We start from the raw sequence: 22,862 nt of genomic DNA on the forward strand, positions 1-22,862 counted from the left end.
ATATAGGAAGCAATTTGGTCGTACTTTTGTGTTTATTTAATTCACATGAAGAAAGAACTGACTTCCATTCCATATTCTGTATTGGATCTGGCTACTGTTATAGAGGGGAAAACTCCTGCTGATACTTTTAAAAATAGTTTAGACCTCGCGCAGCATGCGGAAAATTGGGGTTATCATCGATATTGGCTGGCCGAACATCACAACATGATCAGCGTAGCAAGCTCTGCAACTTCTGTCGTGATTGGACACATTGCTGGTGGAACAAAGACAATCAGGGTAGGCTCTGGGGGTATTATGCTGCCAAACCACTCTCCATTGGTGATTGCTGAGCAATTCGGTACACTGGAATCTTTGTATCCGGGAAGAATTGACCTCGGATTAGGAAGAGCACCTGGTACTGATCAGGTCACTGCAATGGCGATTCGCGGCGAAAGGATGAATGCTGCCAATAGCTTCCCTCAGGATGTATTGAAACTCCAAGCGTATTTCTCTGCCGAAAACAGCAATAGCAGTGTCAGGGCAATTCCTGGTGAAGGCTTAGATATTCCGATCTGGATACTGGGTTCCAGTACGGATAGTGCACGTTTAGCTGCCGCTTTAGGTTTACCTTATGCTTTTGCTAGTCATTTCGCACCTGCACAATTCCTGGCAGCTATTCAGATTTATAGACAAAACTTTAAACCTTCGGAGGATTTGAAAGAACCGTATGTGTTGGCTTGTGTCAATGTTGTTGCTGCGGATACTGATGAAGAAGCGAACAAAATAGCCACCTCATTGTACCAGTTGTTCAGAGGAATCGTAACTGGAAAACGGATGCTTTTACAACCTCCTGTAGATAATATGGATGAGGTTTGGACGGAATATGAAGAAGAACAGGCTGGACAAATGTTAGCTTGTACCTTTACAGGTAATAAAGCGACAATTGCTAATGATTTACAGCAGTTTTTAGATCAGACTCAGGTGAATGAGATTATGGCTACTTCTCATATTTTTGATCATCAGGCAAGATTAAAGTCCTATAAATTGCTTTCGGAAGTTTTTAAAGGGATTTAATTAAGAGGTTTTTACAAGATGAAATAAGGGAATTTTTACACCTACATAAAAAGAGGATAGGCTAGCACAAAGCCTATCCTCTTTTTATTTGGGTTCCCGCCGATTGGAAGATTATAGCGCTTGTTTGATGTTCATAAAGCCGACTGGACGTTTTCAATCAGGGCGTTTGATGAAGGCTTTTGAAAAAGTAAAGCGTAGCAACTGGTTTTCCTGGCAACTGATACAGCAGTAGAGCTTTTCCAGCAAAATCAATTTTCTTCATCTGATCTGACAGATTTTCACTCGGATAACTGATTTTAAATTCGACCTTTCCACCTTCAGGCTTCAGTTGATAATAGAATAAGGGTTCTTTTTGAATCCATCCGCGTAAGGTTTTTTCTGAGGGCTTTAATACCTGATCGGCTCCGTTATCTGCGGCACGATACTCTGAAACAGATTCAGCTGCATTATACTTGCTTTCACAATACGCACAATCTTTGAAGAATATCTGATAAACTGTTCCCGAATTTTTAAGGAAATAGAAACTTCCTTTATAGTCTTTTCGCTGAAAGCTAAGTAAGGTATCACGGATTTTTAGCATCTGCTCGAAGCTTTTCATATCCTTTTCTATAAATTTCTTCTCTTTTCCTGGTTGATCGGTTATGTGTAGTTGTTGAATTGGTCGGTATTGAAAACTGTGATGTTCAAAATAACCTTTACCGGCATAGATATTTTCCAGGTCGTCCTGGCCAAATAATCCATCCAATTCAGGGGCTGTGATTTCTTTAACAAGATGAAGCTGTTCATCGTAGAGCCTGAATTGGTAATTGTTTTCAGGAGTTTTTTGCGCAGGTTTGATCAGTACAATGAGTCTTTTCTTATCTCTGGTTACGTAAACTCTCCGCACATCTTCTCCGGCTGCACTCAGTTTTTGTAGTTGCATGTTGGGGTTAGATGCATTAAAATCAGGAAAGTACTTTATTTCCGGATGTTTATCCTGCTTGTTGTCATTACTGCAGGAATTGAGGAAAAGCAATGACCAGCAACCTACAAAAAGTAATGGAATAGAAAGACTGATGGAAAGTTTGGGAAACATATTAGCTTTCATTATTTAAAGAAGAGGAGCTGGTAATAGCGCTTCCACAGGAACATTTCCATTGACCATTGCTGCTAATGAATTTATTAGCTTGTTGATCAGGTTTAGCGTTTCTTGATCTGTGATTTCTAAACTTGAATTGATTTTCGTTTGAATGGAGGAAATCAATACCTGGGTATCCGTGGTGATGCTGGATTCAATAATCAGTAATGTACCTAAAAGTGACTGATGACCTCTGCTCCCTGCAGTAGAAGCCGTAATTAGGGCGACAGGTTTTTTGGAAAAGTTCATCGTAGACACGGTCCAGTCGATCGCGTTCTTTAAGGTTCCTGGCACACCAACTGCGTATTCTGGAGTACAAATTAAAATCGCATCCGCAGCACTTATTTTTCTTCTGAAATTTGCTACTTGTGGATCTTCTTCTACTTTTCCATAATCCAGATCTGGGTTGAAATGGGGAAGCGTATCGATTCCTTCAAAAATTTCCACCTTAAAAATGTCTGTAGTCAGTGCGGCTATTGCCTTGATGAGGTTTCCGTTGGAGGAATTTTTTCGGGTACTTCCAGAGATGGCAAGGATATTTATTTTATGAGACATAGCCTAATAATTTCGTTTAGCACTGGCTAAAGATAGGAAATCTCCTTAGGACTGGATTTTGATCTGCCCCATTAAAAAACATATATTGCAGTTCTAAATACTTAACCAAATTTAACATGAGAAATTTCCTTCTGATCCTGTCCCTATTTGTATGCAGCGCGTTTTTTAGTCCGGTAATGGCACAAGAGACACCGGTTTTTACTGGTGCAAAAGCAACAAAAAAGCATTACAAAGCATTGTATGTTTTAAATAATGGAGAAGAAAAAAGAATCAATGGCTGCTTGCGTAACATAAAAAATGCATTGGAAGATCCTCGTCTGAAAGGTAAATTAGAAGTGGAGCTGATTGTGTTTGGAGATGGGGTAGCGGTTTACAATAAAAATAGCAGCTATGAAGCTGCACTAAAGGCTTTACAGGCTAAAGGAGTAGTTTTAGCACAATGTGAAAACACATTGAGAGAGCGAAAAATTGATAAATCTGAGCTGTTTGATTTCATTAGTTTTGTACCTTCTGGCAATGGCGAAATCATCATTCGTGAAGCTGAAGGTTGGGCAATTGTTCATCCTTAAGTTTTTGTAAGCCTAAAAAATGGCTATGTTTGCAGCACATGCATAAACTAATAAAACCCAGAATTCATCAAAATGCCGGCAGAGCGAAGTCTTTGCTGCTATTTGTATTGATGGGCTGTTTTCTACTTTCTGCGTGTGCTGTGAGAAAAGGTCTTCAATCTTTTTTTACGGAAGTTAGTCCTGTCAGCCATACGACAATGAAGCTCAATAAAATCTTGTCGTTAAGAGATTTACTGAGTACGGATGGTGGCCTTTCCTGTGCGCCAGCCATAGCTTCCGAAGATGGAAATACCATTTTTAAATCCAGTATTACGCAGCAGTCGTCATCCGGCCTGCTGTTATTTTTTCTGTTACCAACCTTTCTACTGTCTGTATTGTCGCTTAAAAAAGACAAGCTTTCCAGTGTAACTTCAGGTTTGGTTCCTTCCGGCTCTCCGGTTCCCCTGTTTATCAAAAACAGGCTTTTACTGATATAGAATCCCGCTTTTCATCTATTAGGTGTCACTCTTTCTGAGTTTCACCCTCATTACTTATTTCTAAAATTTTAATTATTGATGATGAAGAAAACCCCTCTTTATTTGACGGGTATGTTGCTGATGCTATCGGGCGTCAGTGGGTATTCGCAACAGCATAAAGAACTTTCTCTTTCCCGCTTATGGGAATTGACAGCGGATCATTATCCATCGCTTACTGAAAAGCAGGCGAGGATTGAGGAGTCCGAATATCGGAAAAAGGAATTGCGCAATGCGGCGATTCCACAAGTTCAACTACAACTACAAAACTCATTGGGCACCTTTGAAGGTACTAATGGTGCCTTTTTCCCAGTTCCGGGTGTATTTAATGTGAGTGGAAATGGTGGGACTGGCCAGCCAGGATCTGGCAGCAATACGATGAACAGCTTTGGCTCTGTGTTGATGGACTGGAAAGTATCCCAGTTTGGAAAGCAGCAGAAGATGATCGAAGCTGCGGGATATGAAGTGCAGGAAGCACAGCATAATTTGGAGGCTTCGAAGCTAGCGCTTCGTGCTAAAACCACACGTCGTTATCTGGATTTACTGTACACCAGCTCGGGTAGAACCTGGGCTGATAAAAATGCGCTTCGGGTAAGAGAGATTCTTGATTTATCCGTGAGTTTGGCTGAAGCGGGATTGAAACCTGGAGCAGACACTGCATTGGCAGCGGCGGCCTATCTACAAGCCCAGGCCCAGCAGGAAGATTGGAACGGAAAATATCAGGCCGGACAAGTGAATGTCAAGGAATTGGCACCCACACTGGTTGGGGAACAATTTGTTCCATTGCAGCAATATATGGGGAAACTCTTTGCCGTAGAAAATGCGGATTCTGTTGCCGCTAGTCATCCTTTCCTGCAAACATTAGACAAACAGCTGAGGGGACAGCAGGTACAGCAGGAAGTGATAGGAAGAAAGCAATTGCCTTCTATTTCGCTGCTGGCAGGGTTTTCCGCCCGTGGTACCGGAATAAATTCCGATGGAACTGTGCAAAATAACTATGCTTCAGGATTCAATAACGGAGCACAGAATTATCTGGTTGGTGTGGGGTTGAGTTGGAACTTAACCGGCCTTTATACCGGCTCGGTGGAGAAGAAACGCGCCCAAAAGCAAGTTGATGCCGCCCAATCCAGGTATCAGCTGCAAAAACTTCAAATGAATACCAGCTTGCAGGCAATCTCTTCAAGGATACAGGCACAGCTGAAACAGGTGTCAAAAACCGAATCGGCAGTGCAGAAAACTACCGCGGCTTATGCGCTTTATTTGTCGAGGTATGAAGCCGGATTGATTAACCTGACAGATCTCCTGCAGATTCAATCTTTATTACAGCAGGTAGAGAAAAGCAATATTGAAGTTCATCAGGAGCTTTGGACCCAGTTAAATACCAAGGCAGAGCTGAGTGGCGACTACAGTTTTCTGTTTAACCAACTTAAATAAGAACTATGAATATGATCAGGTTTGCGCTAAAAAAACCTTTAACAATAATGGTTGCCGTACTGGCGATCGCCTATTTTTCCTTTACCGCCATTAAGAATATCAATGTCGATATTTTTCCTAAAGTGGAGTTGCCGGTGATTTATATTGCCATGCCTTATGGTGGACTAACTCCTGCTTATATGGACGGCTTTATGGCCAATGAGTTTCAAAAGGTCCTCATTTTTGTATCAGGTGTAAAAGGAATTGACTTCAAAAGTGTACAGGGATTCACGTTGATGAAGCTCAGCTTTTACCCTGGTACTGATATGGCCCAGGCATCAGGAGAATTGGCCGCACAAGTGGCCAGGGCGATGGGGTTCCTACCTCCGGGTGCAGTGCCACCGCAGGTAGTCCGTTTTGATGGCAGTTCCCTGCCCATCGGACAATTGGTGTTTGAAAGTTCGCATCGCTCTATTACGGAATTGCAAAACCTCGCGTTGACTAAAATCCGGCCGATGTTTGTCACCATTCCAGGTGTTACCGCACCAGCACCTTTTGGTGGAAATGCCCGTACAATGGTAGTCAAGGTAAATCCAGAACTCATGCTTTCTTACGGTTTATCCGCAGAAGAAGTCACAATGGCTATTGCCAAAAACAATTTTCCTGCACCTGCCGGAAACATCAGAATCGGGGATCAGAACCTGATGAGTCCAGCCAATACGATGGCTACCGGACCAGAAGAGTTTTTGAATATTCCAATTAGAACCGGTTCGGGAACCAATGTTTTCGTAAAAGATATTGCCAGTGTAGAGGATGCAGCAGATGTGACCACAGGATATGCCGTGATCAATGGCAAACGATCTGTTTACCTGCCGGTCATTAAAAAAGCAGATGCGTCCACACTTAAAGTCGTAGAAAACCTGAAGTCTTCCATTCCGAAATTGAAAGCAGCATTGCCGGAAGATGTAGATGTGAAATATGTATTTGATCAGTCCCGTTATATTGAACGATCTTTAGAAAATCTGATTCATGAAGGGGTATTAGGGGCAATTTTAACTGGATTGATGGTATTTCTTTTCCTTGGAGATTCCAGGGGTGCCTTAATTGTGGTACTGACCATTCCAATCGCAATTCTTTCGGCGGTCATTATGCTCTATATGTTTGGGCAAACGATCAATGTGATGACACTGAGTGGGCTGGCCCTCGCCATAGGGATTCTGGTGGATGAGGCTACGGTAACCATAGAGAATATTCACCAACATTTTGAAATGGAGAAGCCCAAACAAAGGGCCATTCTTGATGCTCTGTTAGAAATTTCTGTCCCTAAAATCCTGATTCTTTTCTGTATTCTGGCGGTTTTGATCCCCTCTTTCATGATGACTGGGATTCCAAAAGATATGTTTATGCCATTGTCGCTGGCCGTTGCTTTTGCTATGATTGCTTCTTTTATTGCTTCTCAGACTTTTGTGCCTATTCTGGCCAACTGGTTAATGAAGCCGGAGCTTTTTCAGCACCATAAAATCGCCCTCCATAGCAAGAAATTGACAAGGTTTGAAAAGTTTAAACGTCGTTACCTGATCTTGATCCGTGGAGGACAGCAGCGAATGGTTTTAGTGGTTGGTCTGTACGCATTATTGGTCTTGGTGATGATTGGTGTTTCCGGTAAACAGATAGGTACAGATATTATGCCTGCTAGTAATAGCGGAGATCTTCAGATTCGTATGCTGGCACCAGAAGGCAGCAGACTTGAAATAACCGAAGATTACCTGGCAAAGATGACGAAGATCATCAAAGCCCAAATGCCAGAAGGTGCAGTAAAGATTAGCTCTGCTTATGTGGGTCTACAGCCTTCTGCCACTGCTATTAATCCGATTTTTCTTTTTACCAGTGCTTCACATGAAGCGGTATTACAGCTGTCTGTCGATCAAAAGATCTATACTGAGGCCATAGCAGGATTGAAAGAACAGATCAGGAATGAGCTGAACAAACAATTGCCTGAACTGCGGATCAGTTTCGAGCCGATGGAACTGGTGGAGAAAATTATGAGCCAGGGGGCGATGAATCCTGTGCAGATTAAGGTAGCTGCCGGACAAATAAAAGGAGCAGAGAAATATGCACTGAAGATGGAGAAAGAATTGAAAAATATCCCTTTTCTAAGGGATGTCCGAATTGCTGAACCGCTCAATTATCCAAGTGTACAGATTAATGTAAATCGGGAATTGGCCGCGCAATTTGGTCTGAGCATGGATGATGTGAGTAAAGCGCTAACTATGGCTACCTCTTCTACCAGATTTACCAATAAGAATCTTTGGATAGATCCGAAGTCTGGATTGGTGTTTCAGGTACAGGTTCAGGTGCCGGAACCAGATATGGAATCTTTAGATAAGCTGCGTTCTTTGCCACTTAAAACCGGACAATCGCGCCCGGTATTGGAAGACGTAGCTACACTGGAGATGGTAAAATTACCAGCACAAGTGAACCGTCAGGGGCCAAACAGGTATGTGACCGTCCTGGCAAATATGCATGGTGCAGACCTAGGAGCTGCTTCTAAAGCAGTGGATGAGGTTTTAAAGAAGGTAGGTGAAGTGCCTAGAGGGGTAATCGTCAGCTCAGAAGGTTTGATGCCATTATTGGAGGAAACCTTATCGGGGTTACAAACCGGATTGGCGGTTGCGATTGTGGTGATTTTCCTGATGTTGACTGCCTATTATCAGTCTTTCGCTTTGTCGGGATTGATCCTTGCAGTAGTTCCTGCGGTAATTGGTGGAAGTTTACTGATGCTACTCGCTTGTGGAAGTACATTAAACCTACAATCCTATATGGGCATCATCATGTCGGTAGGCGTGTCCGTGTCTAATGCAGTGCTGATGATCAATCAGGCAGAAGTGAACCGGCTTAAACATGGAATGGCCGTGAAACAGGCGGCATTATTGGCTGCTTCTTCACGTTTACGCCCGATCATTATGACTACAATGGCCATGATTGCCGGTATGGTGCCCATGGCCATTGGAATGGGAGAAGGTGGAGAACAAATTGCCCCATTGGGACAAGCGGTAATTGGTGGTTTAATTTTATCTACCATGACTGCCTTACTGGTCTTACCACAGCTATTTGTTCTGGTGATGAAAAATAAAACCACAGATAGCCTGAGCCTGGATCCTGATGACCCATTCAATAAAAACGTATTAAATTCTTCTTTATAATTCTCAAATAGGAAATGATCATCAGCATGTCACTTACACCGCTTATAGTCATGAGCCTATCACTTACAAATAGTAAGGAATATGCTGATGATCGCTTCATAACCGTTGACAAATAAATGTATTCCAATGAAAAGTATTTTTCTGAAAAACTATAATTATACCCTGTTACTGTTGATCCCTATGGTTTTAGCGGCATGTGCTTCCGGATCCTCAAAGCAGGAGAATGGGGGGAAGGCCGGCACTGAAAAAAATGTAGGCAGTTCTTCTGGGGAGGGCGATGGAAGTGGTAAAGACAAAATCGAGGACAGTGGCAAAACTGGTGAAAGCAGTAAAGCAGAGGGGACAAATCTTACAATTGCTGGAAAAGGTGATGCTGCAAAAGATGCCGAAAGCCAATTTGTAAAACCTGTTTTGGAACAGCCCATATACCAGCTTTCTTTACCTGGAGAATTGAAACCTTATGAAGAGGTTTTGGTGTATCCAAAAGTGAAAGGCTTTGTGAAAAAGATATTTGTAGATCGAGGTACAAAAGTGAAAAAAGGGCAGTTGCTGGCAGTGCTGGAAGCTCCTGAAATCGCCCAGCGTTACCAATCTGCAAAATCTGATGAACGGAAATCTTATGAAGATTATTTGTACAGTCGCCAGAGTTTTGAGCGTCTAAAGAAGGCAGCCAGTAAATCCGGAGCAGTAGCAGCGATTGAGCTGGATAAGGCCTGGAGCAAGTTGAGAAGTGACAGTGCTGCGTATGCAGCCATAAAATCTAATACTCAGATCTCCAATCAATTGCAGCAGTATTTAAACCTCAGAGCTCCCTTTGATGGTACAGTAATGGACAAAAATGTGTCTGTTGGTGCATTGGTGGGTGAGAACAGTACAATTCCTTTGTTCTCCATTGTTCAAAACGACCGTCTGAGATTAACGGTGGCAATTCCAGAGAAACACAGTCGGGCGATTTCAAAAGATACGAAAGCTTCTTTCACAGTGAGCGCCTTGCCAGGCAAAGTATTTCATGCTTCATTGTCTAGAAATGCAGCTTTCCTACAGCAAAAGCTGCGGGCAGTAACGACTGAGTTTGATGTGGCTAATAAAGACGGACAACTGGGAGGTGGAGAGTATGCACAAGTGATTATGGACATGCGAAGACCGCAACCTACTTTTTGGCTGCCAGCTTCGACGGTTGTGCAGGCACAATCAGGTGTGTTTATTGTGAAACTGGTAGATGAGGTAGTGAAGAGAGTTCCAGTCATGATAGGTACACGTAAAGGGGCATTGCTGGAAGTATTCGGCGACTTAAATGTGAACGATCAGGTCTTCAGAAAGGGAACTGAAGAGTTAAAGGAAGGAGAGCAACCTTTACCGTTTAAAGAATAAAAACTATGCTTTCCTTTCAAAAATAACGAAGGCTAGAAAGCCACTATTAAATTAAATCGCGGGCTTCCCCGCGATTTAATTGATAATCGCCGAAATTAGTTACACAGGATCTGTAATATATTATACATATCACAAAATATTTATTTTTTGAATACACTTTTTGTTATTTTTATGTTAGATTCGTTTTGAACAACTAACCAAACTTCTAACCAAACTGTGATTGCTAACCATTCAACTCCGGACGATGGACTTATGCTGCGCCTTAAACAGGGTGATGAGCTCGCTTTTACAGAAATTTACAATTTGTATTGGGACAAACTCTATTATATTGCCCATAAGCTTTTAAAGGATCAGGAAGCAGCAGAGGGAATTGTTCAGGATGTTTTTCTGATGATCTGGAAAAAAAGAGCAGGGCTAAATATGGAATGTATTCCTTCTTACTTAGCAGCCATGACCCGTTATGCAGTATTCCGTTATCTTTCCAAAGAGAAAAAATCAAAACAACAGGAAAACATTGTTGGTCTTTTAACAGCCAATGCCACCTCAGAGATCGATATTGACCACAAGATACTTTTAGAGATCATCACCGAGCTGTCGAATAAACTACCCGAAAAATGCCGTCTGGTATTTCAATACAATAAATTGCAGGACCAATCGCTTGCCGAAGTTGCTGCTCAATTGAACATCTCCCAAAAAACAGCAGAAGCTCACCTGACTAAAGCCTTACGGATTATCAGATCCAATGTAGGTGATGTACTTCATTTCCTTATCGTACTGTATACGATCACCATGTTTTTTTAAGCATCTTATTATTCTGTGTTCTGTCGGAATAGCCCATTTAACCTTATTCCTAAAATCAGTCAATTATGATCTTAAGCACCTTTCGATGCCTTAATTTGATAGACCTTGTCTTCATTTAGGAATCCTTTCCTTTTCATCTTTTTCCGCACACACACCAATTATTATCTCCTCTTAAAAATATATTTTTTTTAGACTAAGGGTATCTTCCTTCCATCAGACTCTATAAGAGAAATGAGGGTTATTAAATTCAGATGAATAGGAACGAACTGAAACGATTGGCACAAAAATATCTCGCTGGAGAAGCTAGTACCGAAGAGAAAGCGTTGCTGAATCAATGGTATGATGATGCTGCTGAGCAGGGCTGGCTGGAGAAAGTCGAGACCAAAACACCGGAAAGCGAAGGAGAAGTGAAACAAAGACTTTTTGAGGACCTGAAAAGCAAAGGATTCCTGAACAAGGAGCCTTTGGAAACTCCGGTTAAAAAACAGCTGACACTTCGTAGCCTGATTTTCAGAATAACTTCAGCGGCTGCAGTATTGGCCTTGGTATTTTTTGGCTGGCAGTTGGGCACAGATCAGTTTATTCAGGCAGACAAGAAAATGGTGAATGTTCCGGAGAAGAAAATCATGGAGATTCTTTTACCTGATGGTTCCAAAGTATGGCTGAGTTCCGGTTCTGTATTCAAATACCCGAAAAAATTCAATAAGGAGAACCGTACGGTAGAGCTGGTAGATGGACGTGCGTTTTTTGAAGTAAAACATAAAAGCGGTCAGCCCTTTATCGTGAAAACAAACAGCCTGAATGTAGTAGTACTTGGTACCTCATTTGATGTTCGCGCTTATAAAAAAGAAGGCAGCACCAAAGTAAGTGTGGTGACAGGTAAGGTAGGCGTCACCATGGCTGGAACGGAGAAAAAGCCGGCCATTATGTTGCTGCCAAAGCAACAGGTGGTATTGAGTGAGATTAAAAACAACCTGATTAAAGCCAAAGCACCGGAAATCGCAGTAAATGCCTGGTGCAGGAGTAAGCTGGTATTTGAGCAGGAAACTTTAGGAAATGTCTTTTCTGTCCTGGAAAAGAAATATAACGTTAAAATCAACGCAGAAGACAAATCACTGCTAGATGAAAAGATCTCGATCACCCTTGGAGATCAGCATTTATCCGTGATCATGGATATTTTAGGCTTTACTAAACATTTTAAATATAAAATCGCCGATGACAGTATAACGATTAAGAGCGCCTCCTCCTTAGTAGCTAAGTAAGGAACCGGGGACAAAAGATGCCCCCGGAAAAAGATTAGCCACTGTGTACATGCTTGAGACCCATAGACAGTAGGCTTCAGTTTAAAAATTAAACCAAAACAAATATGATGAATTTTTACGGCAAATTCTTGCCTATATTCCGAAAATGCATGCGCATTTCTACAATTATTATTGGCATACAAGTGTGTTTTAGCACACTACTGATGGCGAACCACACAAAAGCCCAGTCAATGAGCTTTAAAGTAGTGAAGGCCAGCGTCAAACAAGTCTTTAAGAAAATTGAACAGCAGGCCAATGTGACCTTCGTTTATGATGAAGAAGTGATTGCTGCACTGTCAAACCTGACCCTGGATTTTAAGAATGAACCACTTCAGGATGTACTCAATAAACTTCGTGAAAAGACAAGTCTGGAATTTAGGTTAATGGGAAATTATATTGGCGTTGCAGAAAATGTAGCCAGTATGCCTAACCTTAGTCTTTCTGGTGTTGCAAATAGCAATCGCTTGAAGGTTAATGGGGTGGTGAGAGATGCGAGCGGTCAGCCTTTGGTTGGCGTAAGCATCCAGGTAAAAGGTACTCAGGTAGGAACCAGCTCCAACTCAAACGGCCAGTTTGTGATTGATGCAAATATTGGGGATGTGTTGGTGTTGAGCTATTTGGGCTATATCACTAAACAAGTTACGATCACCACGCCTGGTGCATTGAATATTTTATTAGATGAAGATTCTAAGCTCCTGTCTGAAGTTGTAGTCACAGCCTTAGGCATCAAAAAAGAAAGAAAAGCCTTAGGATACTCAGTTACAGAGGTAAAAGGTGATGAGCTGACTCAGGCCAGAGAGAATAACGTGATGAACTCATTAGTCGGTAAAGTTGCCGGTCTGAATGTAAGTTCTATTGCAGGTGGGGTTGGAGCCTCTACTAACGTTACGATTCGTGGGGTTTCCAGTATATCACAAACCAACCAGCCATTATATGTAGTGAATGGTATTCCAATGGAGAACAAACCAAATGGTGCAGCAGGACAGCAGTACGACAATGCTCCGGATCTTGGAGATGCGATTGGTAACCTTAACCCTGATGACATTGAAACGATCTCTGTGCTAAAGGGAGCTGCGGCTTCTGCACTTTATGGTTCACGTGGTAAAGCAGGTGTTATTTTGATCACTACAAAAAGTGGAAAAGGAAATTCTATTGAATTCAATTCTAACTATGTGATTGAAAAAATGGTGGATCCAACAAATTGGCAATATGTGTATGGAAATGGCGCAAACGGAATAAAACCGACTACGCAGGCAGGTGCTTTTCAAACAGGACAGTCGAGCTGGGGCGCAAGATTGGATGGCAGCGATGTAATGCAGTTCGATGGTGTTTTACGCCCTTATGTAGCGCAAAAAGATAACCTGGAGAATTTTTACCGTACCGGAGGAACCGCTACAAATACAATTGCTTTTAACCGTGGTTTTGAGGGAGGTTCTATTCGTTTTTCGGCAAGTGATTTATCGAACAGAGCGATTACTCCGGGGTCTGGGCTAAACAGACAATCATTTAACTTAAGCGCGAACTATAACATCACTAAAAATCTAACAGTAGATGCTCGTGCAAACTATATTTTGGAGCAGGCAAAAAACAGGCCTTTCCTAAGTGATGGTGCGGGTAACTCCAATTACAATGTGACGTTATTACCAACTAGTGTAGACGTAAGAACATTGAAAAAAACAGTAAATGATGATGGATCAGAATACGCTTATTCTGCAAATACATTTGCTACAAATCCATGGTTTGCAGCTAATAATTTCATTAATAATACCAAAAGACAGCGATTGATTTCCTCGGTAAGCCTTCGTTATAATTTCAACAATGGTGCATTTCTTCAGGGACGTGTAGGTCGTGATGCTTATAATGACCGTTATACAGCGGTAGTGCCTACTGGAACTGCTTATCGTCCAAAAGGAACGATTTCTGAAACCAGCACTAATTTCTCGGATATCAATGCCGATGTGTTAACAGGAAAGGCATTCACCATAGACGATTTCACAATTACCCCTAATATTGGTGGAAGTTATAGAAGAACGAAATCGGAAACCTTTACCATGACAGGTAATGAATTTGCTGTTCCTTATGTATATGTAATTACCAATGCCAAATTACAGTCTACACCAGTATATAAACCTTCGGAAAGCGAAGTAATGGCCATCTATGGTACTTTAGATGTGAGCTATAAAAACTACCTTTATTTGAACGGATCATTGCGTAATGATTGGTATTCTACATTGGCTACTCCAGGAAAAACAAATGCTTTAAACGCCTTGTATCCTTCAGTAAACGGTTCATTTGTGTTTTCTGAACTGGTTAAAAATGATTGGTTGAGCTTTGGTAAAATCCGTGCAGGTTTTGCACAGGTAGGACAGGCTACGGATCCATATCAAACACAATTAGCCTATAATTTTAATACAGCTTCCCTAAATGGAAAACCACTTGGACTGATTTCCAATTTTTATATCCCGAATACAGATTTAGTAGCTTCCATTGCTTCTGAGTTTGAAATTGGTGCAGAAGCACGTTTCTTTAATAACCGCTTAACAGTAGACCTGACCTGGTATAACAAAAAATCTAAAGATGAGATCGTAAGGGCTCCGGCATCAATTACTTCCGGTTATTCTGGCGCGATATTGAATATCGGTGAATTACAGAATAAAGGAGTGGAATTATTGCTTTCTGGTATTCCTGTTCAAACAGAAGATTTCCGTTGGACGACCTCATTTAATGGTTCTGTGAACAATAACAAAGTGCTTTCTCTTGCAGATGGTCAAACCATCTTACCTGGATCAACCTCACGTTCAGGAAATGGCTTTACCCAGAACATCGTTGGCCTTCCTTTTGGACAAATTGTAGCTTTTGATTATAAATATGATGCAAATGGTAATGTGGTGCTGAATAGCGCTGGTATTCCTCAAAGCAGCGAATTGAAGCCTTTTGGGTCCGCTTATGCAAAATATGTAGCAGGTTGGAACAATGAGTTCTCTTACAAAGGCCTGAACTTGTCTTTCTTGATTGATAGCAAATTTGGTGGTAAAATCTTCTCTGCAACAGATTATTATGGTTATGTACTTGGTTTACACAAAGCGACCTTGGAAAATCGTGAAGCACTTGGAGCAAATGCTGCAACCTATTATACAGGAGTAGCCAATAATATATCTAGCAAATTTGTACAGAATGCAGATTTCATTAAGCTTCGTCAGTTAATGTTAGGCTATACCTTTCCAGGTAAAGTGTTTAACAATGTGATCAAAGGAGCAACATTAAGCTTAGTAGGACGTAACCTGTTTTTCTTTAAGAAGCATACAGACAATATCGATCCTGAGTCTGATTATAGCATCAATGCTAAAGGAATGGAGTTAGGTGGTGTGCCCCCAACCCGTACTTACGGACTAAATCTAAGTGTGAAATTTTAATAATGAAATCAAATATATTTGATATGAAAAAGATATTTAAACTGACTATAATCGCTGCTGTTTGTTTGCTTACTTCAGTAGGTTGCAGAAAGAATTTCGATGTGATCAATACAGATCCTTCTACCTATAATCCAGGAAACTTTGACCCTAACTTTGTACTGACCAGCGCCCAGCTTGGGTATTCTGGAAGTATAGATTTTAGTTACGATACCTGGCGCGCAAATTTAATCTATTGTTCTACCATGATGCAGGGCATGTCTTCTGTAATTGGTTACTGGGCAGGGGATAAGTACATTCTGAATGCAGGATATACAGCCGCTTACTGGGGCTTTAAAGGAGAAAATCCAACAGGTGGTGATGGTGCTTATGCAGAACAGGTAAGACCAATTGTAGATGTGGTTAAATCTACGCAAGACAAACCTCAATATGCTAATCTACACCAGATTGCTCGTATCATGAGGGCTTTAGTGTTTCAGCGAATCACCGATTTATATGGTGATGTCCCTTATTCTCAGGCAGGGATTGGTTATTACGATAAAACCTATTTCCCAGTGTATGACAAACAACAGGCGATTTATGCAGATTTGCTGAAAGAAGTGAGTGAAGCAACAGCTGCTTTGGATCCTGCTAAAGACAAACCAAGTGGTGACGTTTATTACAATGGCGATGTGAATAAATGGAAACGCTTTGGAAATACTTTGCTGTTAAGAATCGCGATGCGTTTGAGTAAAGTTGATCCGGCAACGGCACAAACCTGGGTTCAAAAGGTGGTTGGTAATACCATGACCAGTAATGACGACAATGCTTTCCTGATGGGAGATGAAAAAGGGGATAGGATTACGATCAATAGAAACAGCCAGATTTTAACAGGTGGCGGTGGACAGGAGAATTATTACACCAGATGGTCAAAAACATTTATTGATTATTTGAAAAGTACGAATGATCCACGTCTGGGAAAAATTGCAGTGACGAACTTATATGTGAATGACGCTACTAAAGATCAAAATCCAGCAGCGAATGCCGATCCGGCAGTACAAAAAGGGATGCCAAATGGCAAGGATTTAAGTCTGGTGCCAAATCTGGGGATTTCTTTTGATCCAAGTTTTACGACTTTCACGGCTTACTCATCGCCTAGTCCGGCGCTGATTAAGAAAAGTGGACCAACATTCGTATTGACTTATGCAGAATCTGAATTGCTGCTTGCTGATGCAGCACAGCGTTTCGGAATTGCTGGAAGTGCTGCTGATCATTACCGCAAAGGAGTAGTAGCTGCAATGACTTACTTGTCGCAGTATGATGCAGCTGCAGGTGTTCCTGAGGCTACAGCAAACGCTTATGTAGATGCTAATCCTTACAATGCAGTGAATGGTTTAAACATGATCAATACGCAATATTGGGTATTAACCAATTCAAAACTGGATTTCTATGAGTCCTGGTCTAACTGGAGAAGAACAGGGTTCCCTATATTGACACCGGTAGTTTATCCTGGAAATTCTACGAATGGTACCATTCCAAGACGCTTCCCTTATCCTATTGATGAGGCTGGTTTCAATACGGCGAATTATAATGCTGCGGTAGCTTCGATTCCTGGAGGAGATGTACTGACTTCCAGGGTATGGTGGGATAAGCAATAAATAAACTAATTACGCTCTCTTTTAATAAATAAATCAAATCCCAGCTTCGGCGGGGATTTTTTGTTTTAGCCCCTGGCCAATTCTTTGTATCCCCTGGGAAGCTCTTTATGGCCTGCAGAAAGAGCTTGTAAAAAAGTCCTTAAAAAGGAAAACGGGAGCAAGTCCTCCGACTTACCCCCGTTTAAATTAACGCTCTCAAGGACAAATGTAGAAATAATTCTAATTTTAGAAAACAGGAATTCAAATTATTGAATTGAGATTACAATTTGAGGACGAGGTATATAGCCTGTAAGGGGTCTCAAAATGGTAAAATCCTTGATTACAGCCTAAAAAATAAGGTTTCGACAAAAAGACTGAACTTTATGACAATTGCATATACTTTTTTTTTAGTCTTTCATTTGGATTAAATCTAAATAATAACAACCTTTGCATATCAACAAGGTTTAATACATGCAAAAGACAGCTATAGCATCTCCAATCCATTTTGAAGAAGTATTTAGTACCACTAAAGGTTCCATCTATCAGTCAGACAGCGAAAACTGCTGGTATATCGACTTTGCCGGAAAACTTGCCCGTTTTGATTACCGCAACCTGTTGAAATTACAGAAAGCAGTTTATAAGATTGATATTGAAAACATCTTATTAACCAGCGATAAATCTGCAGACGTAGAGATCATCTTCATCTGTGCCTGTGATCATTGTTACGTATTGTCCTTAATTCAGATCATTGCTTTAAAGGAATTACTGCAAGGAACCTTTGTGATGCTGGAACTGAACCACATCATCCAGGACCGTCTTTTTAGGCTACCTGCCTGATCTAATTAGAATTAGAATCTTTCCATATTGCTTTTAAATGCAGTATTGTTCATTTTTAGCCTTATTTTTGTTTCAACAATTAGGAATTAAATCTACAATATTATGAAAGATATCATGCGCGTAAAAAGTCTAATCTCTACAGATATAGAGATGCTTTTAAACCAACAGATTAAAAAAGAAGCCCTTTCCTCTTCCATTTATCTTTCAATGGCATCTTGGTGTGGCCGTAATGGATACGACAATTCAGCGGATTATTTCTTTAAACAAGCTGAAGAAGAAAGAATGCACCAGTTAAAATTTTACAAATACGTTCTTGATATGGGCGGAATGGCAGTTTCACCTGAAGTCACCAATATCAAGTTAGAATATAACTCTTTCCGTGAAGTGTTTGAAGAAGCATTAGAGCAGGAAATCAGTGTAACACAATCTATTAAAAACATCGCTGCACGTTGTCATAAAGAACAAGACTATGTGACTTTAGAGTTCTTAAACTGGTTCTTCAAAGAACAGCGTGAAGAAGAATTTAAGGCGAGACGTGCAGTAGAATTGTTCGACGTAATTGGCGAAGAAGGAACTGGAAGATGGCAGATTGACAAAAACGTTGGTCAGATCGTTTACAACGAAGGATAATCCATAGCGATTAGCTTCAAAATAAATTTATAAAGCACATGCGGATGTTAAAACATCACATGTGCTTTTTTTGTTGTCAATTAAAACCAGGGGGATGTCAAAGAAGGGAAAAGATAAGAAAAAGGATAAGCAAGATAAAAAATCTAAGCTGAAAAAGGAGTGCTGCGAAAAATACCTGAAAGGGAAACGCTGCAAGAATTGTCCTAACGGATAAGTTGTCTGCTTTCGGAAGGATGCGCTATTCAGTAGCTGCATCCTTATTCGATTCAATATATTCAGATGGTGTTTTTGAGAACTGCTTCTTAAACTCCCTGCTGAAATACTTTCGGTCTGCAAAACCGACCATATAGCCCACTTCATACACCGTATACTGCTTTTGTAAAAGTAACTGGGCTGCCTTTTTGAGTCGGATGGACTTGGCAAAATCATTGACTGATAAATCCGTCAGTGCCTTCAGTTTTTTATACAATACCGATTGACTCATCCCTATTTTCTCGGCCATCAGGTCTACTCCAAAATCTTCCTGCTCCATATGTGACTCAATAATTCCAATCAGACGAGATAAAAACCGCTCGTCAATAGGGTCAACTACCAGTTCATTCGGTTCCAGCACCAGCGCTCTGCTATATTTTTTTCGCATCTGCTCCCTTGCCATTAAAAGGTTGCGTACTTGCAGCTGTAAAATCTTAGTGCTGAAAGGTTTGCTCAGGTACAGATCAGCACCCTGTGTAAGTCCGCGGATTTGATCATTTTGGCCGCTTTTAGCGGTCAATAAGACCACAGGGATGTGACTAGTCCGCTCGTCAGTTTTCAATTGATGACAGAGCGTTAATCCGTCCATTTCAGGCATCATGACATCACTGATGATCAGGTCAGGGATTTCTTCTACCGCCGCTTCCCATCCTAACCTGCCATTTTCCGCAAGGATCACGTGGTAATCGGCTTCCAGCGATTCTTTAATCAGCTGGCACAGCTCTGGATTGTCTTCGACCACAAGAACTGTTGCTCTCTTCTGCCGAGCCTGTTTTAGATCAGACACAGATAATGACCCTTCTGCAGGCTTAACCGGAAGCCCGGTGTTGCTGGTTGCAGAAGGGTTGGGCTCCGGCACGGAAAGTTCCCATTGGGATTTTAACTGCTGTGCCTTGAAATGTGTGTGGCCTAGTAATAGAGTCACATTAAAGCAGGTATTTCCAGCTTTCTTTTCTCCTCCAGGAACGCTGCTGACCTCAATAAGGCCATGATGTAATTCAATGATATGTTTTGACAAGGCCAAACCAATTCCATATCCGGTATTCTGTATGTTGTGGTCATCTACCTGGAAATAATTCTCAAAAAGCTGCTCCAGGTATTGGGCCGCTATTCCTCTGCCAGTATCTGTAATGCTGATGTTCAGCGCATTTGTATTCATTTTGATCTCGATGGCAATTCGACCGCCTTCTGGCGTGAATTTAAAGGCATTGGAAAGCAGGTTAAAAAAGACTTTTTCCAATTGTTCTTTATCAAAGTAAAGCAATGGAATACCCTCATCATAGCGAAGTCTGAAATCAATATCCTTTTTATTGGAGAATTCCTCAAAGCTGCTAAAGATCTCCTTCATAAAAATGATGAAGTCGTATGCAGCTACTTTTAATTTTAGATTTTTAGTCTCTGCTTTCCTGAAATCCATCAGCTCACTCACCAGTTTTAACAGGCGGTCTGCATTTTTCTTTACCTGGTTTAACCGTTGTTTCATTAATCCGTCATGGTGCTGCCCTTCCTGGAGTTTTTCTATAGGTGCCATAATTAGGGTGAGGTGCGTACGGATTTCATGGGAAATATTCGTAAAGAAGTTGAGCTTGATCTGGTGCAGTTCTTCGTCTTTGAGTAATAAACCTCGCAGATAAAAGAATCGGGTAATAAAAAATAGCATGATGCCAAAGATGGTCAAATAGCTGAGGTAAGCCCACCAGCTCTTCCAGAAAGGCGGTAGGATTTTGATTTTCATGCTGACAGGGCTGCTCCAGATTCCATCATTATTAGCGCCTTTAACCCATAAAGTATACGTTCCAGAGGCTAGGTTGGTATAAGTTGCTGCGGGGGTATTACTTTCCACCCAACCTCCGTTGACACCTTCCAGGCGATAGGCATACCTGTTTTTTTCGGATTTAATGTAATTCAGCAGGGCAAACTCAATTGTAAATATATTTTTATAATAGGGGAAAATGAGTTGATTGGTAAAACTGATGTCCTGCTGGAGGATTCCATCTGCCGAATTAATTTTTACTGGCTCATTAAAAAGTTTTAAAGCAGTAAAGATCAAGGGTGCAGAATAATTGTTTCTTTCTATCTCTTTTGGAGAAAAATAACTCAGGCCATTATAGCCACCAAAATAAAGGTCCCCGTTTTTAGCCTTAAAAAAAGAATTGTAGTTGAACTCATCTCCTGCAAGACCATCACTAGTCGTATAAGTCAGGAAGCCTTCTGATTTCGGATTAAACTTAGCTAAGCCATTAGAAGTACTGATCCAAAGGAAATGAGCATCATCCTCCAGTATCCCTACCACATTGTTATTGGGCAGGCCATGTTTTGTGGTATAGATTTTTACAAACTCTTTCTTTTTGTAATCATACTTGCTAAGGCCCCCGTAATAAAGCCCTACCCAAATATTCCCCTGGTCATCTTCCTGAATGCAATTAATGTAGTTGGCATTATTGTTCACACTGTTACTTCCATTCGGAAGGTTAAACGATTGAAGCTGCCGTTGGTCTGCAGAGAGCAGGAAAAGACCTTTTGTAGTCGCTATCCAAATGTTTTGCTGCGTATCTTCGAATAATACCTTGATGTTGTTGTTCTTTATGCCTTGCAAAGCTGGGATTTCCGGATAGGGTTCTAACAGACCTCCTTTCTTCGTGAAAATACGGATGCCACTCTGACTGCCGGTCCAGAATACGCCATTGTGGTCTTCCAGTAGGGCCACCATTTCAGAGCGCGTGATTTTAGCCTTTTCTCCACTGATGAAGAAGCGTTGAAAGCTGCTGGTACGGTGGTCAAAACGATTTAAACCGCCACCATGTGTGCCCACCCAAATGTCCCCAGCTTTATCTTTGTAAATCACTTTCACCAAATCTGAGCCCAGGCTTCTTGGATCTGAGGCTTTTAACTTATAAGTGCTGAACTGCTGCGTTCGCTGATCCAGATGGTTTAATCCGCCACCTTCTGTTCCTATCCAGAGGCGATCATCTTTATCGGCAATAATAGAGCTCACTACATTATGACTAATGCCTTTCAATTTTTCATTGTACTGTATGGTCTTGAAATTGGTAGCATGTGCATAAGCCACATTTACACCACCATAATAAGTACCAATCCATAGAGAACCGTTGATGTCTTCAAATATGCTGTAGATAGAATTTTGGTTTAAACTGCGCTCAACCGATTTTAGGTGCTGATAGGTTTTGAATTGTTTGCTCAGTGGATCCAATATACTCAGTCCTTCCTGTGTCCCAATAGCTAGTTTTCCATCCATGTTTTTTGTCATTCGACGAACGGAATTATGTACTAAACTATTTTTATTACCCTCTTCATGTACAAATCTGCTAAAGGTATTTGTGCTGGGATGGAACAGATTAATTCCAGCACTTTCCGTGGCTACCCATAAATTATGCTGGTTGTCTTCCGCAATGGCCGTAACGGAATTATCGCTCAGGCTATTTTCCTGACCATCCACATGACTGAAATTCGCCAGTGCTTTGATTTTACCATTAAAGATCAGCTTGCTCAGTCCATAATTAGTACCCAGCCATAAGTAGCCTTGCTGATCTTCAAAAATACTGAGTACCTCCGCATTGGCCATACCGTTTTTAAGGCCTAGTTGATGAGCAGGGGTAAAGGTGTTTTTTTTTCGGTCTGTCAATAGGTAAAGCCCTGTCCTGGCTGCAATCCAAAGGTTCCCTTTTCGGTCTTCATAAATTTCGTTGACTGGTGCATACCGCTTGTTATACTTGTTGCCATCTAAATAGATGCGTTCAAAAGTGTTTTTTTTCGGATTGAAGCGGTTCAAGCCATTTGCTGTGCCTACCCAAAGCACATTTTTTCTATCGCTGTGCAAAGCGGTAATGTAATCGTCTGAAAGGGTAGTGCTGTCATTCGAGTTGCTTTTGTACAATTGAAACTGATTTCCATCATAGCGGTTGAGTCCAAATCTGGATCCAAACCACATAAAGCCGCGGCCATCCTGAGTAATGGCGAATATAGAGTTTTGCGACAGCCCGTTCTCTGTCTTCAAGTGATTGAAATTTAACTCCTGCCCATTACTGTATAGCTGTATGAGCATCAGGAGTGTGCTAATAATTGTCCGCTTTATCATACCCCTATAATAAATCTGTTTCAGTAAAATTTTATCCCTGTTAAAATTACAATTTCAACTGACATTAAGTTGGTCATTAGTGCTTTATTGCCCGCCCCAGTTAAGTAAAATGGATTTTCACCCCAT

The 22,862-nt window shown here is 41.2% G+C and carries 15 protein-coding genes; 12 read left to right on the forward strand and 3 right to left on the reverse strand.

The window, feature by feature from the left end; translation table 11 throughout:
* Nucleotides 1-45 precede the first annotated feature (45 nt).
* The gene (locus K7X70_RS13710; protein WP_222537585.1) at nucleotides 46-1,053 is read left to right on the forward strand and encodes an LLM class flavin-dependent oxidoreductase; all 1,008 of its coding nucleotides are present in this window, start codon (nucleotides 46-48) and stop codon (nucleotides 1,051-1,053) included.
* 157 nt (nucleotides 1,054-1,210) lie between these two features.
* Here the strand turns inward: K7X70_RS13710 and K7X70_RS13715 are convergent, their stop codons facing one another.
* Both K7X70_RS13715 and K7X70_RS13720 read right to left on the reverse strand, forming a co-directional pair.
* Nucleotides 1,211-2,140: a hypothetical protein gene (locus tag K7X70_RS13715; RefSeq protein WP_222537586.1), complete on the reverse strand. Its 930-nt coding sequence runs from the start codon at nucleotides 2,138-2,140 to the stop codon at nucleotides 1,211-1,213.
* A gap of 3 nt (nucleotides 2,141-2,143) precedes the next feature.
* Nucleotides 2,144-2,725: an NADPH-dependent FMN reductase gene (locus tag K7X70_RS13720; protein WP_222537587.1), complete on the reverse strand. Its 582-nt coding sequence runs from the start codon at nucleotides 2,723-2,725 to the stop codon at nucleotides 2,144-2,146.
* Nucleotides 2,726-2,841: 116 nt separating this feature from the next.
* Here K7X70_RS13720 and K7X70_RS13725 point away from each other — a divergent pair, with 116 nt between their 5' ends.
* From K7X70_RS13725 to K7X70_RS13775, 11 genes are all read left to right on the forward strand, one after another.
* Nucleotides 2,842-3,294 (forward strand): DsrE family protein, encoded by a 453-nt coding sequence (locus K7X70_RS13725; protein WP_222537588.1) that lies wholly within the window; start codon nucleotides 2,842-2,844, stop codon nucleotides 3,292-3,294.
* 38 nt (nucleotides 3,295-3,332) lie between these two features.
* Nucleotides 3,333-3,770, forward strand: a complete 438-nt coding sequence (locus tag K7X70_RS13730; protein WP_222537589.1) for a hypothetical protein — start codon at nucleotides 3,333-3,335, stop codon at nucleotides 3,768-3,770.
* A gap of 78 nt (nucleotides 3,771-3,848) precedes the next feature.
* Entirely contained in the window at nucleotides 3,849-5,240 is a 1,392-nt protein-coding gene (locus K7X70_RS13735; protein ID WP_222537590.1) for a TolC family protein, read from the forward strand.
* A 5-nt stretch (nucleotides 5,241-5,245) separates the two neighbouring features.
* Entirely contained in the window at nucleotides 5,246-8,422 is a 3,177-nt protein-coding gene (locus tag K7X70_RS13740) for an efflux RND transporter permease subunit (protein ID WP_222537591.1), read from the forward strand.
* Nucleotides 8,423-8,548: 126 nt separating this feature from the next.
* Nucleotides 8,549-9,793, forward strand: coding sequence for an efflux RND transporter periplasmic adaptor subunit (locus K7X70_RS13745; RefSeq protein WP_222537592.1), 1,245 nt, complete (start codon nucleotides 8,549-8,551; stop codon nucleotides 9,791-9,793).
* Between the two features lie 216 nt (nucleotides 9,794-10,009).
* The gene (locus K7X70_RS13750) at nucleotides 10,010-10,594 is read left to right on the forward strand and encodes an RNA polymerase sigma factor (RefSeq protein ID WP_222537593.1); all 585 of its coding nucleotides are present in this window, start codon (nucleotides 10,010-10,012) and stop codon (nucleotides 10,592-10,594) included.
* Nucleotides 10,595-10,845: 251 nt separating this feature from the next.
* The gene (locus tag K7X70_RS13755; protein ID WP_222537594.1) at nucleotides 10,846-11,856 is read left to right on the forward strand and encodes a FecR family protein; all 1,011 of its coding nucleotides are present in this window, start codon (nucleotides 10,846-10,848) and stop codon (nucleotides 11,854-11,856) included.
* 230 nt (nucleotides 11,857-12,086) lie between these two features.
* Nucleotides 12,087-15,308: a SusC/RagA family TonB-linked outer membrane protein gene (locus K7X70_RS13760; RefSeq protein WP_255607186.1), complete on the forward strand. Its 3,222-nt coding sequence runs from the start codon at nucleotides 12,087-12,089 to the stop codon at nucleotides 15,306-15,308.
* Nucleotides 15,309-15,331: 23 nt separating this feature from the next.
* Nucleotides 15,332-16,942 carry a SusD/RagB family nutrient-binding outer membrane lipoprotein gene (locus K7X70_RS13765; protein ID WP_222537596.1) on the forward strand — a complete coding sequence of 537 codons (1,611 nt, stop codon included), beginning with the start codon at nucleotides 15,332-15,334 and terminating at the stop codon, nucleotides 16,940-16,942.
* A 450-nt stretch (nucleotides 16,943-17,392) separates the two neighbouring features.
* Nucleotides 17,393-17,758, forward strand: a complete 366-nt coding sequence (locus K7X70_RS13770) for a hypothetical protein (protein ID WP_062550328.1) — start codon at nucleotides 17,393-17,395, stop codon at nucleotides 17,756-17,758.
* A gap of 102 nt (nucleotides 17,759-17,860) precedes the next feature.
* A complete protein-coding gene (locus K7X70_RS13775) occupies nucleotides 17,861-18,388 on the forward strand; it encodes a ferritin (RefSeq protein ID WP_222537597.1) in 528 nt (175 codons plus the stop codon).
* Nucleotides 18,389-18,626: 238 nt separating this feature from the next.
* Here the strand turns inward: K7X70_RS13775 and K7X70_RS13780 are convergent, their stop codons facing one another.
* Nucleotides 18,627-22,655 carry a hybrid sensor histidine kinase/response regulator transcription factor gene (locus K7X70_RS13780; RefSeq protein ID WP_222537598.1) on the reverse strand — a complete coding sequence of 1,343 codons (4,029 nt, stop codon included), beginning with the start codon at nucleotides 22,653-22,655 and terminating at the stop codon, nucleotides 18,627-18,629.
* Nucleotides 22,656-22,862: the final 207 nt, after the last annotated feature.

The organism is Pedobacter polysacchareus, from assembly GCF_019802255.1.
GTDB lineage: Bacteria > Bacteroidota > Bacteroidia > Sphingobacteriales > Sphingobacteriaceae > Pedobacter > Pedobacter polysacchareus.